The organism is Pristimantibacillus sp. PTI5 (assembly GCF_048572955.1).
Lineage (GTDB): Bacteria > Bacillota > Bacilli > Paenibacillales > Paenibacillaceae > Pristimantibacillus.
The window spans coordinates 975089-988362 of sequence record NZ_CP183886.1; the positions used below are offsets into that span (position 1 = coordinate 975089).

The 13274-nt window shown below is 49.5% G+C and carries 11 protein-coding genes and 1 riboswitch; of the genes, 2 read left to right on the forward strand and 9 right to left on the reverse strand.

Annotated elements, in window-relative coordinates; all coding sequences use genetic code 11:
• Positions 1 to 76: 76 nt before the first annotated feature.
• A riboswitch (cyclic di-AMP (ydaO/yuaA leader) is annotated at positions 77 to 277 on the reverse strand.
• 245 nt (positions 278 to 522) lie between these two features.
• A complete protein-coding gene (locus tag ACN6MW_RS04640; protein ID WP_419874417.1) occupies positions 523 to 2151 on the forward strand; it encodes a type II CAAX prenyl endopeptidase Rce1 family protein in 1629 nt (542 codons plus the stop codon).
• On the opposite strand, the gene uvrC is transcribed toward ACN6MW_RS04640, so the two are convergent.
• A complete protein-coding gene (gene uvrC, locus ACN6MW_RS04645; RefSeq protein WP_419874418.1) occupies positions 2120 to 4018 on the reverse strand; it encodes an excinuclease ABC subunit UvrC in 1899 nt (632 codons plus the stop codon). The two genes, ACN6MW_RS04640 and uvrC, sit on opposite strands and share 32 nt — an antisense overlap.
• A 205-nt stretch (positions 4019 to 4223) precedes the next feature.
• Between uvrC and ACN6MW_RS04650 the strand changes: the two genes are divergently transcribed.
• Positions 4224 to 4370, forward strand: coding sequence for a YqzM family protein (locus ACN6MW_RS04650; RefSeq protein ID WP_364147066.1), 147 nt, complete (start codon positions 4224 to 4226; stop codon positions 4368 to 4370).
• A 161-nt stretch (positions 4371 to 4531) separates the two neighbouring features.
• On the opposite strand, the gene ACN6MW_RS04655 is transcribed toward ACN6MW_RS04650, so the two are convergent.
• The 8 genes from ACN6MW_RS04655 to ACN6MW_RS04690 all read right to left on the reverse strand — a co-directional run bounded on the left by ACN6MW_RS04655 (position 4532) and on the right by ACN6MW_RS04690 (position 13121).
• Complete coding sequence (locus ACN6MW_RS04655; protein ID WP_419874419.1) at positions 4532 to 6481, reverse strand: hypothetical protein; 1950 nt, start codon at positions 6479 to 6481, stop codon at positions 4532 to 4534.
• Positions 6482 to 6661: 180 nt separating this feature from the next.
• Entirely contained in the window at positions 6662 to 6904 is a 243-nt protein-coding gene (locus ACN6MW_RS04660; RefSeq protein WP_419874420.1) for a YezD family protein, read from the reverse strand.
• Between the two features lie 25 nt (positions 6905 to 6929).
• Positions 6930 to 7811: a sulfate ABC transporter permease subunit CysW gene (cysW, locus tag ACN6MW_RS04665; protein ID WP_364147058.1), complete on the reverse strand. Its 882-nt coding sequence runs from the start codon at positions 7809 to 7811 to the stop codon at positions 6930 to 6932.
• A 17-nt stretch (positions 7812 to 7828) separates the two neighbouring features.
• Positions 7829 to 8662: a sulfate ABC transporter permease subunit CysT gene (gene cysT / locus ACN6MW_RS04670; RefSeq protein WP_364147056.1), complete on the reverse strand. Its 834-nt coding sequence runs from the start codon at positions 8660 to 8662 to the stop codon at positions 7829 to 7831.
• A gap of 34 nt (positions 8663 to 8696) precedes the next feature.
• Positions 8697 to 9812 (reverse strand): sulfate ABC transporter substrate-binding protein, encoded by a 1116-nt coding sequence (locus ACN6MW_RS04675; protein ID WP_419874421.1) that lies wholly within the window; start codon positions 9810 to 9812, stop codon positions 8697 to 8699.
• A gap of 403 nt (positions 9813 to 10215) precedes the next feature.
• A complete protein-coding gene (dnaI, locus tag ACN6MW_RS04680) occupies positions 10216 to 11172 on the reverse strand; it encodes a primosomal protein DnaI (RefSeq protein ID WP_419876272.1) in 957 nt (318 codons plus the stop codon).
• 18 nt (positions 11173 to 11190) lie between these two features.
• Positions 11191 to 12726 (reverse strand): helicase DnaB, encoded by a 1536-nt coding sequence (locus ACN6MW_RS04685; protein ID WP_419874422.1) that lies wholly within the window; start codon positions 12724 to 12726, stop codon positions 11191 to 11193.
• A 104-nt stretch (positions 12727 to 12830) separates the two neighbouring features.
• Positions 12831 to 13121, reverse strand: coding sequence for a YuiB family protein (locus tag ACN6MW_RS04690; RefSeq protein ID WP_419874423.1), 291 nt, complete (start codon positions 13119 to 13121; stop codon positions 12831 to 12833).
• Between the last annotated feature and the right edge of the window lie 153 nt (positions 13122 to 13274).

Sequence of the window (13274 nt, forward strand, 5' to 3'; positions counted from 1 at the left end):
GCGTTAAGTCATAACCATGCATTATCTATATATAAGCATAAAAAAAAGCACTGAAACTCAAGTGCTCTGTGCGATGAGTCCTGTTCCAGGTTGCCTACGAGGTTAGCTGACGGATTCGGGCCTGGACAGGCAGCCCTATTCGGCGGCGGAAGTCGATGCTTCACCGCTAAAATTCACCCCATGCCGCCAAATAAGAATCGATTCGCTTGAATCTGATTCTACGATGACAGCTTTATGGTTCCCCCGTTTTCCATAGGAAATTCGGCTTTGCTATGCGATTTGTATGACGTTAACGATTATAATCCCAAAGCAGTCACGATATAAAGGGGATGTTTGGGACAAACAAGACGATTTAAGGCCAAATAAGGGCATCGCGATGAAGCAGCAAGCATCAGGCTTGCCGGATATCGTTATTTCGCATTCTTTTGATAGCAGACATGCTTTTTCATTGGATAATTCAGGGATTTATATGTTAAGGTAATGGAATAAGTTATTCATTAAAAGGACTGTTGAGGTGAACCCATGATTGATTCAATCAAGCCAAACGAATGGAAACGTTTTCTGTGGGCAGCAATTGCTTGCTTCCTCATTTATGTTTCAGTTGAAGTAGGCCCAATGATCGCATCCATCGTTACTGGCGAATTAAACACAAAAGTTATTGCAAAATCAGTTGCGGAGGATCGCGCTTCTTCTTTCGCCGAGAAACACACAGGCCTAGAGGTGAAATCGGCCAAAGCGGTGCATCAAACCGATAAATTGATAAACGGCTACTTAAACAAACATAAACTGGTCAACACGTATACCGATAAATACGATCAGAGCTTCCCTACGGATACGTTCCAGGTCGATTTGAAATTTACGGACGGTCGAAGCGGCTTCGTTTACGTACATATGCAAAGCGAAAAAATCGTTGCCTGGAACTTTCTTATTGACGGACCAGGGCTGTCTGACACCGATATGAATAACGAAGTCGCCGCTTTTCTAAACACGCAAAGCTTCGGCGGCGCCGCATTTAAGGAAAGCAGCATCGATGAAAAAGGTGAGTGGCACGGCGAAGCGCCTGCCGGTTACGTGATCGAAGAAGCTGCGCTTAATATCGATATCTATGCGCAGAACTTAGATGGCAAAAACATGATCACCAAATACAAGCCAGCCTTCGCTGCCCCCGCAGACTATATCAAATATGTGAAGAAACAAGATAAATGGGCGGAGTTCCTTACCGGCTTCGGCTATATGTTCATGAGCTTTGTTCTCTTCGTTCTAGCCATAATTTATGCCGTGCTGTATCGAAAATTCACATCATTTAAATACGGCATTATTTTGACCGTCGTTTATTTTATCACTTACATTATTATGAACTTAAACGTACTAGACGGCATTCGGGCAACGTTAGGCGAAAACGAGCTTGCCGGGCAAGCGGTTCTGTTTACCGCCATTTTCACAGTGCTGCTCACCATCCCGATGGCCGGGTCCATTTACATCTCGATCGTGGCCGGCGATGGCCTCTGGAAAGCCCAAGGCCGTGCCTTATGGCCGCGATTCGGTCAGAAGGGGTATGGGGATTATGTATGGCGGAGCGTCGGGCTCGCTTATTTATTCGCCGTTATTTTGTTTGCCATTCAATCGGTGATCTTCATTGCGCTCCGATTGACGATCGGTACTTGGGATACGTCTGATGTTACCCAATCGCCTTACAATATGGGCATTCTATGGCTAATGCCCGTACTCGCTTGGGCTGCAGCGATTTCGGAGGAAGCCGTTTTCCGCTTCTTCGGCATCGGATTATTCCGCAGATGGTTCAAAAACACATTTGCCGCAGCGCTGTTTCCGACCTTGTTCTGGGCGCTTGGGCATGTGATGTACCCATTCTACCCGTCCTCGACGAGATTGATCGAGCTGATGATAATCGGCCTTCTATTCAGCTTTATTTTCGTCAGATACGGGTTCATTACGGCAATGTTCACCCATGCGATCTTTAACAGCGTAGCGGTTGGCATGTCCTTGCTTACGATCGGAACGGCGCCCAATATCATCTCGGCTATCTTTTTCTCGGTGCTTCCCGTGATCATTGCGTTTGCTCTCAAATATTTCAGCCGCAAAAAAGAAAAGAAGCCGTCATTTACGACGACTCCTCCCCTAGAGCAGCTATAATTTGCGAAGCTAATTTATCTCCAATAGACAGAGGCCGAAAGTCTTCGACTGAGGCCTCTTTTATTTTTTTGATGGAACCAAAATGCTTCAGAAGCAGCTTACGGCGCTTCTCGCCAATGCCCGGGATCGAATCAAGCTTCGATTCAACCATGGATTTGGCCCGCTGCTCGCGGTGAAACGTAATCGCAAAGCGATGCACCTCGTCTTGGATGCGCTGCAGCAAATAAAATTCCTGGCTGTCGCGCGGCAAAGGGACAATCTCCGCCGGATCGCCGGTCATGAGCTGCGCCGTCTTATGCTTCGCATCCTTCACGAGTCCGCACACGGGAATGAATAATCCAAGCTCATTCTCGAGTACGTCCAGCGCCGCCGAGATTTGACCCTTGCCCCCATCGACAACGATTAAGTCCGGAGGGGTGATCTCCTCCTTAAGCACGCGCTCGTAACGGCGGCGTATGACCTCACGCATCGTCTCGTAATCGTCAGGCCCCTTCACGGTCTTGACCTTGTATTTGCGGTATTCCTTGCGGTCTGGTTTGCCATCCGTAAAGACGACCATAGCCGAGACGGGATTCGTTCCTTGAATGTTCGAGTTATCGAAGGCTTCGATGCGGCGAACTTCCTCAAGGCCGAGCCAGCCGGCTAACGATTCCGACGCTTTGACGCTGCGCTCCTCGTCCCGCTCGATGAGACGGAATTTCTCGTCCAACATGACCTTCGCGTTGTCCGTCGCCATCGTTACGACCTCGCTCTTGCGTCCTCGCTGCGGCATTAGTACTTTAACCTTCAGCCAGCTGTGCAGGGAAGCAATAACATCGTCCGCATGCGAGGATGCTTCCTCTGCGGCCGCTGAGCCCTCTGCTGCTGCCGCTTGCTCATATTCCGGCGGCACAGGCAGGAGGATCTGTTTAGGCAATGCAGGATTATCGCTGTAGTACTGCGTCACGAACGTCATGAAATCGTCGTAGGCTTCCCCGTAGTACGGAAAAGTCGTCCCATGCCTTTCGATCAGCTTGCCCTGGCGCATATAAAGAATCTGGACGCACATCCAGCCCTTATCCACAGCAAAGCCGAAGATATCGCGGTCAAGCGCATCAGACATCGTAATTTTCTGTTTCTCCATGACGGCGTCGATCGCAACCAGCTGATCCCGAAGCTCCTTTGCCCGCTCGAATTCAAGCTTCTCTGCCGCTTCCTCCATCTTGCGCTGCAGCTCTATTTTCACAACATCCTGACCGCCGTTTAGAAAACGCGAAATTTCTTGAATCATGCGGTCATACTCCGATTGCTCCACATCAAATTCACAGGGCGCGATACATTGCCCGAGATGGTAATACAAGCACACCTTATCCGGCAGCGTCTTGCACTTTCGCAAAGGATAGAGACGGTCAAGCAGCTTCTTCGTCTGCTGAGCCGCGTAGGCGTTAGGATAAGGGCCGAAATACTTGCCTTTGTCTTTGATGATGCGCCTGGTGACCTCAAGCTTCGGATGCTTCTCGTTCGTTATTTTGATGTATGGAAAGGTTTTGTCATCCTTTAACAGGACGTTATATCTCGGATGGTATTGTTTGATAAGATTGCATTCCAGAATAAGAGCTTCCATATTGCTGGAGGTGACAATGAATTCAAAGTCGCGAATTTCAGATACCAGCCGCTGCGTTTTCCCGTTGTGGCTGCCATTGAAATAAGAACGCACGCGATTTTTGAGCACCTTCGCCTTGCCTACGTAAATGATGACGCCTTCGCTGTTTTTCATAAGGTAACAGCCCGATTGATCGGGGAGCAAAGCTAGTTTGTTCCGTATCGTCTCCTTGGCCTCTGCAAGCTCCTGCTCCGCCTGCATCCGCTCCGTATGTTGTTGATCCATGCTCTCGCCTCCGACTGCCTAATGATTCTGTACACATTTTAGCATAATATGACCGTATTTTGTCTTACAATTGTCACCTCTATTGGCTTTACAACTGTTTGGCAGTTTGGGTATACTAATATAAGTTGAATAAACCGATACTACATAGACGACCGCTCAAGGTTGTGATTGAAGCAATCGGTCTTTTTCAAGGAGGACGTAGGCGATGGAAAACGTAAGAGACCCGCGCGAGCATTTTAACGAAGAGCCCCGCGATGACTTGATGGATGTCGTATTCGGCTTTGGCGGAATGCTCGGTTTTATGACCGTCATTTTCGCTGTTGCCGTAATCGTAAAGTTCATCATTTCGTAACAAGCGTAAACGGCTGACGCTGTCCTTGGCGGCAAAAGCTCGTTTCGCAGTGAAATATAAGCATCGTATAAGTTTAAAATTTATACTTTCTTATATTTTTAAAAAAAGGAGCAGCATGCTGCTCCTTTTTTTTATTTCCCCTCCTTTTCCCTGTATGTTAGTCACCTAGCCGCATCCTCTTTTGGGAAACGAATCAGATAGGGATAAAGCAAAATAAGTCCGAGTATATAAAGAAGAAGCGCAAAAAGAGCCGGCGAAAGATGCCAAAAATCAATATAGCCGATCGACAGATGCACGCTTAAGCCGGCATAGAAGCCCGGCGCCCCGGCAAGGAGCAGCGTCCACCATAACCAGCGCGAGCCCTGCTGAATTCCCCATAACGCCATGATAAGTATAGCTATCGCCGCGCAGAGCAGCGCGCCGCCAAACCCCGCTCTGTCATGGGCTATCAACGGAATCAATCTTGCATTCGATTCATCCAGCTCAATAGAAGTCGTATCCAAATAAACGAGATCCGTCCGAACGAAAACCTCTGAAATTCCCACTGCTGAAATCGTAATTCCGCCTATCGCAAGCGCAAAACCTAGAGCCACAAAGCAAAGCTGTCCCCATAATGCCCTGCGCCATAGCCTGTCGTTTCGTACGTTGACTGGCAGGCGGTATGCCCGGTCAGGATTGCCCCGAATCGCAAGCAAGAACATAGGCAATAGCACTGCGGCAGCCATCGCGTGCAGCGGGTCAAAGTAGCCGTACCCTACAAAAAGGAAAAAGCTCGCAAAGCCGACAATCCCTGAAGCGAGCAGCGCCGTCCTAGACCAATGCAGGCTGTGCCTTAATCCGTGCCTGGCCAACTGAAAATATAAAATGCCTATCGTAATCATCGTACCCGATAACGTGATTCGATCATGGGACATAAAATGCAGCAAATGATGATTGATGTGATGCAGCTCCTCTAATGACATGCCGATGAAGGACAAATCGTAGGGCAGCAGCACCGTGGTTGCGGCTATGATCCAGGATAACAAGCCACCAAGCATCATGCCGATGCCGAGCAGGCACATCCAGCCCCAATGCCTCCAGAAAGAAGCCGTCTCTTCTATCGGCTGATCCTTAACCTGCTCGAAGATGACGGCTTCGTTTATACGCTTCGGAAGCCCGGGTCCCGCAAACACGAGGCCGCCATGAAGCATAATGGCGTTAGCCCCCGCTTGAAGCAAATCAAGAGCATCCTGCGGCTCATGTACGCCTCCGCCCGCCTTGATCACCCATCCATCCCCGCATGCCAAGCGCAGAAGCCTGATTTTAGATAAGCAATCGCCCTTTGCGGCTTTGCCTACTATGCATTCGCAGCCTGAACCAGCCTCTAAGCAAACGGATTCGCCAACGACGACCCCGCTCCAAAACCCTTTTTGCGATGATTCGATTAGCGCCAACAGCTGTTCGTTCGGATAATTGGAAGGCACATACAGGAACAACGGCGGATGCTCCCGGGGCTGGCTTTGCAGCAGGCTTGCGAATCTTTCCAGAATAATGCTGGCATCCTCCCAGCCTCTAGATCCATAATTCACATCAATATAAAATCCGTGAGCGCCTGCAGCGGAAAGCTGATCCATCATGCTTACAAGCTCAAATGCCGCCTGTTCTGGCGATGCAAGCGGCATTGGCGCAATAAGCACGAACTGGGGCAATTGATGTCCCGGATTGGCAATACGCCTAGCGAATCGATCAACGCCATCATTCTCATAATAGTCCGGGTATTGCACCCATTCCCTATCCGCATCTTTAACGATAGGCTTGTCGCAGCGGATCGGCTGCGCAGTGACAGGCCCATGCTCAATAAAACCGATTCCGAATTGCGCAAAGGCTCGGTGAGCAATTCCCTCCGGATCAACGCCCCCGGACAGTCCAATCGGCGTATTTATAGAAACCCCTGCTAATTCGCGCTCTAAAAGCGGCGACGGCTCCATATGGCCAAACATCCGAACCACGAACGATCCGCCGGGTATTTTGCTTAGTCCGCCGATGGCATGCAGCGTAAGCGCTCTGCTCAAACGGGCAGGAAACCTAAATAGCAAAGGACGAAATAAGGTATGATAGCTCCAATCCGGCATGTTCATTCTCCCTGCAAGCTGCTTTTTCTTCCTTCCATTGTAGGAAACAATGGGCTTAGATACAATAAGAGCTTACTATTCATATAAAAAAAGGAGCGGTCCCAACGATTCTAGATCGCTTGGGTCAGCTCCTTGCTTCATTATTTCGTTATGGATTTGGTGTGCCGACTCAAAGATCAGCTACTGGACGATACGCAGCGCCTCGCCGGAGGATTGGTTATCCCGCTGCTTTGCTTGCTGCTGGGACTCGGACGGGACTGGCTGCTTCTGAGAGGATCCGTCATAACGCGTTCTTTCCGTCCGGTCAATTTGTACGATTCTGCCGTCATGAACGGTAATCGTCACATGCCCATATTTCAGGCCGCCCACCTGATCTGCGATTCGCTCCAGCCACTGTTGATCTACTTCTAACGGTTTTGCCATACGAAACCCCTCCATTTAAATTCGTTTAGTCGGAACTTACGGCCTTTTGCTGGCCGGACTTCCATTCCACAATGCTTTTTACGATCAACGTAATGACGGCAAGCATAACTAGTAAAGATGCAACCGCAAAAGATGCCGAAAATTGATATTCGTTATACAAGATTTCGATATGCAAAGGCAGCGTATTCGTTTCCCCGCGAATATGGCCGGATACGACGGACACTGCGCCGAACTCGCCCATGGCGCGGGCATTGCACAAAATCACGCCGTATAACAGTCCCCACTTGATGTTAGGGAGCGTGACCTTCCAAAAAATCTGCCAACCCTTCGCCCCTAGGCTGGCGGCCGCTTCTTCCTCTTGTACGCCTTGCGCCTGCATGAGAGGAATAAGCTCGCGGGCTACAAATGGAACCGTAACGAAAACGGTAGCGAGCACGATGCCGGGCACCGCGAAAATAATTTGAATGCCCCGCTCATCCAGCCATGGACCGAGAAAGCCTTGCGCTCCGAATAGCAGCACGTAGATCAAACCGGAAATGACAGGAGATACGGCAAACGGCAAATCGATTAAAGTGATCAAAATATTTTTGCCGCGGAATCGGAATTTGCTAATTGCCCAAGCTGCTGCAACCCCGAATACCGTGTTAACGGGTACGGCGATCAACGCAACGATAAGCGTAAGCCTCAGCGCTGACAAGGCATCCGGCTCCGTTATGGAGTCGATGTATACGCCGGCGCCTTTCTTGAAGGCTTCGACAAATACGGATGCGAGCGGCAGCAATACAATCAGTCCGAGAAACAGCATGGCGATTCCAATAAGCAGCCACCGGACGGGAGCCGATTCTGTTACATGCTGCGGGCGTTTCGAGGCTTCTTCATTTGTGTGTACGGTAATTGCTCCAGCCATTTGTTATTGCCCCCTTCTCAGTCCGACACAGTGCGGCGATTCATCCGCCACTGCAGTAGATTTATGACCAGCAGCATAAGGAAGGACACAACAAGCATGACAAGCGCAATGGCGGTAGCGCCAGCGTAATCATATTGCTCGAGCTTCGTCATAATAAGCAGCGGCGTAATTTCTGTCTTCAGCGGCATGTTCCCCGAAATAAAGACAACCGAGCCATACTCGCCGATGCCTCTTGCAAATGCGAGCGCGAAGCCTGTTAAAAGCGCTGGCATCAGCTCCGGCAAAATGACCTTCCAAAACGTCCGCAGACGATACGCTCCAAGCATAACGGCCGCTTCCTCCGTCTCCTTATCCATATCCTGCAGCACAGGCTGCACGGTACGCACGACAAAGGGAAGACCAATAAAGATAAGCGCGATCGTAATTCCGATCGGCGAGTATGCAACCTTTACGCCAAGCGGTTCCAAAAGGGAGCCTACCCAGCCGTTAGGCGCATAGATTGCCGTCAACGCGATACCGGCAACAGCTGTCGGCAGCGCAAAGGGCAGATCCACCAAGCTGTCGATAAGCTTTTTGCCCGGGAAGCGGTAACGGACTAGCACCCATGCGATTAATAGACCGAAGACCGCATTAACAAGCCCTGCAAAAAAGGCAGTAAGGAAGCTGACGCGATAGGAAGCGACTACTCGAGCATTGGTAATCGTGCTCCAAAACTCTGACCAGCTGAGCTCTGCCGTTTTGAAAAAAACGGCAGCCAGCGGAATTAATACGATAATGCCTAAGTAAAACAAGGTGAATCCAAGCGATAAACCAAAACCCGGAAGTACGTTGCGGGACTTGGAACCTTTCATGTGAAGTCAGCTCCAATCATGTTTAAATCATTCATTAAGAGCCCGGCGTGTAGATTTTATCGAAAATGCCGCCGTCAGCGAAGTGCTTCGTTTGTGCTTCTTTCCAGCCGCCAAAATCTTTATCAATCGTCAGCAGCTCCAGCGCTTTAAATTGATCCGCATACTTTGCGGCAACAGTCTCGGAAATCGGACGGTAGTAGTTTTTAGCCGCAATTTCTTGCCCCTCTTCGGTATATAGGTATTTCAGGTACGCTTCGGCTACTTCGCGGGTTCCGCGGTCGTCAACTACTTTATCTACGACTGCTACTGGAGGTTCTGCCAAAATGCTCAAGGATGGATATACGATTTCAAATTTGTCCGGACCAAGCTCATTAATGGATAGGAATGCTTCATTCTCCCAAGCGAGCAGCACATCGCCAATGCCGCGTTCTACGAAAGTAGTCGTTGAACCGCGTGCGCCGGAATCCAGCACTGGCACATGCTTAAACAGCTCTGCGACAAACTCTTGCGCTTTGGCTTCGTCATTGCCGTTTTGCTTCAGAGCGTAGCCCCATGCAGCAAGGTAATTCCAACGCGCTCCGCCCGATGTTTTCGGGTTTGGCGTAATTACTTCAACTTTATCCTTGATGAGATCGTTCCAGTCTTTGATGCCTTTCGGATTTCCTTTGCGAACCAGGAATACGATTGTGGATGTATAGGGCGAGCTATTGTGTTCGAATTTCGTTTGCCAATCCGCATTGATTAAGCCAGGCTCAACGGCTGCATCGATATCGTAACCAAGCGCAAGCGTGACAACATCCGCTTTCAACCCGTCGATCACAGCGCGGGCTTGTTTACCGGAACCGCCGTGTGATTGTTTAATCGTTACCTCTTGGCCAGTTTCCGCTTTCCAATGCTTAGAGAATGCTTCGTTAAAATCCACATAAAGCTCACGAGTAGGGTCATACGATACATTTAGCAGCTCAACCGGAGGTTTGGGCTCTTCTTTCGCCGGTTCTTCCGTTGCTGCCGCATTCGTTGCCGAAGACTCGTTAGCGGGGTTGTTGGTTGCTTTGTTTGCGCTATTGCTGCCGCCTTGACCGCAAGCAGCCAAAACCAGCGCCAATGCCAATAAAATAACGACGGAACGAACATGAGTAATTTTCTTCATCTTTCCATACACCCCTTTTTAATTTAACAGGTCTGCAGAAACACGTATAAGTTATGATTCGAAAAATGTGTTTCTCTCTGATAGGTGTTTACTCCGGTTCGTCCGGTCGGAAACTATTATTCCTACCTGTTTAGTTGGTTATGGGAGAATCTTACCAGCGCCCCCCTTATACTGTCAATACTTAATTTCAAAAAAATGATAAGTATAATAAGTTTGCTTTATAATTGAGCTGTTTTTCGCTGCTTTGGTATGCCCTTTCATGATTTCCAGCCTTTCCGGACAAAACGGAACAGCCATTCAACCGATTTGGTTAAAAGCCGTTACGTTTGTTTGTTCCAAATAAAAAAAAGCTTCGGCAGCAGCATCCATTAGGATGCTGTTACCAAAGCTCTGCTTAATTAAATTATTTGCGGCCGCGCTTATTCTCTCCCGTAACCATAACAACCTCGACATAAGGCCTTATACGGTCCATCAGCCTCTGCCCCTTGTGAAGCTCGTCGCCATCCTTGCTTGTGAAGCTGAAATGCTTCTCCAGCGCCTCCAGCTCGTAATTCGAGGTGTAGAACGTTGGCTTGCGCTGCATCCGGTAATTCAAGATTGCGCCAAGCACATGATCGCGGACCCAAGGGTTCAAATTCTCGGCGCCCATATCGTCAAAGATAAGCAAATCGGTCTCTTTCATCATTTCGACCGTTTCCTTCAGCTTGCCGGGCTCATGCATGAGCGACTTGAGGTCCTCTACAAAATCAGGCATATAGACGATGACGCCGGAGTAACCGGCCTTGGCCAGCTCATGCAGCAGATAGCACATCAGAAACGTCTTGCCCGTGCCGAAGCGGCCTGCCAAATACAAGCCTTCCTCCTGCAAGCCCTGCTCTTTCGTGCGGTCGATATAGCGCAGAACCTGCCCAACGGCCTTTGCGCGCTCCATGTCATTCGTCAAAATCTCATCGGATGAATATCCCCTCTGCAGCGCCTTCTCATCAATGTAAAAGCTTCGGACGCGGCTGCGGATTTGATCCTCTGTTTGGCGCGCTATAAATTTCTTGCATGACACTTTGCGGTCATAAAGCTGGGTTAGGCCGTTAATCGTATCCGAGCTAAGCAGCGTATAGTGCCCTTCGAAATCATTCGGGCATTTATCCAGCCCCGGACAGTTGCTGCAGTTTCGATATTCGGTTACGTATTGGTAAACGCGGTTCAGATTAAGCCGGATTGTCCGCTCATCCAAATCCGGATATTTCACCCGCAGCTTCTCGACAAGCGGTTCCGCGAGCAGCTCGGTCAGCTTGTTCTCCGCTTGCTCCGTAAGTGCCTGACCTGTGGGCCATGCTTTTAGCAGCTCGCCCATTGACTCCATCATCTGCTCACCCCGCTTCTATGATTTGCCGTCTAATTTACGCGCGAGCTTCCGCAGTTCCTCAAGCTCGTCGGCTGAAACGGAAGCCGCTGATTGACCTTCCTGAACAATGGGAATCGAAGGTTTCCGCGATGTTCCTCTGCTGTTGCCTCCGCTGCGAGCGCCGCCTTTGGAGCCGTTATAGCCGCCTCCGGCATAGCTGGCTGCCGCTTCCTTGCGCCGTTCCTTGTCCTGTTCAACTTGAGCTTGCTCCCGCACGTAAATAACGGCCTTCTCGAACGTGTCAATTTGTTTCACGAGCATATTCGAGGCTACCGCGTCCAAAAACGTCTTCGTTACTCTTTGAGCATCATTTGCTCCAATAACATAATGAATGAGTACATTTATAACCGGTCCTGCCAATTTATAATTAAGATCCATTCGTTCAAATACGCGTTCTATCCAATCCGGCACCGCGCCAGGGAAAAACCGCTGCAGAAAGCGGGTATGCGGTTCGTTCCGCATCAGCATATTGTACTGCTGAACATCGCACCGGCCAAGCAGCTGGTTCGGTACTTGCAAATAATGCTGCTCCTGAACCTCGAATTCCTCCGTCAGTTCTTCGGAATCCGCTTGCGCTTCATTTGTAACCACCTGCGTCCGCGAGAGCGTACGCTGCCGCTCGCCTTCCCGCTTCTTGTCCTGCCTGTAGAATTGGTTGGCCCGCAGCTGAAGCTCGTCAATATTCAGCTCGCCGCCTTCTCCGAAAATGCCGTCCTCATCGAGCAGACGGCATATATCCACGACAGCCAAGTTGTATTTGTAGGCCACATAATTGACCTGCGAGAGCTGCTCTTCGTTGCTTCGCAGCCGCTCTACAAACCGGCGATTCGCCGAATTCCGCGGAAAGCGCAAAATGATTTCCCCATAGGGGATCCCGGCAGTTGCCTGCGCTGATCTCGCGGCAGCTTGCCGCGAGGGCGCTACCTCTGTCAATGCTTGCTCAAGCTCATTGTCTACCGACTGCATATTCAGCTTAAACAGCTCGTAGAAAGGCACCGATATGTTTTCTTTCGTTAGCTGCGCGCCGGCCAACTCATCCGGTTCATTGGCTCCGAAGGATTCACGGAGCGATATGACCGCATATTTGCCTACCTTATCCCGCAGCAGCATCGTCAAATGCATATTGCGAAAAAATTCAACAGGCGACAACGGCTGCGAAAGCTCGTATTCATAGATAACATCTGCATTATCGGGTACGCCTAGCCGCGAGGTTTGAAGCAAGCCTACCGCTTCAAGCTTGGATGCCTGCTCGATCAAATGCTTGCGGCCCCGCTCGTTCATTTCCAGCCCTAATCCAAGAAACAGCTTGCGCTGTGGTTCTATAGAAGAATAACCCGAAGTCCCCTCTGCGATTCCGTGATAAAGCTGCTGGTAAAATGCGACGGCAAAAGCGCCAATCATCGGCTGATAGATTAGCGACAGCATTTTGTAGTCCAAGCTGCTTAGCGAAAAATCACGGAATATGTAATACCGATGATGCTCCGTGTAATGCAATATATTATTGATGCGCACTGCACCACTCCATCCCTTACTTTCATTCTATCATTTTAACATAAAAACCGATGCTCAGGACGAGTCGAAAAATAGAAAAATCCCCCGAATGAGGGATTTTCAGATTAAAACATTTTGTAGCCGCCCTTGCGCAGCGCTTGAATCGCCCATCCGCTCACGTACGCGCCGACCAGCGCACCGATAACCGGTATGTAATCGATGACCGTATAATGAGCAAAGTTCTCGATCGTGGCGGTCGCTGATTTATCCCACGGCGCCCATATGCCAAGTACGATTAAAGCGATAACAAACAAATATATCGGAAACCACGTTGTTTTTAACAACATATTCAGAATAAAGCCGATACCGAACATCATGACTAAAAACAGCACTGTTGCAATAATTAACTGAAGCATCCAGACTTCCCCTTTCAGACTCTCGATTATTAGTTTAATTAATGGTCCGGTGGAAGTCAATTACGTTAGGAGAAATGTCACAAGACCGCCATTTGCTCCGCTTGCCTAGATTAAGATACAATGATGGCAGCATCATTATGGAGCTTGAAGGGA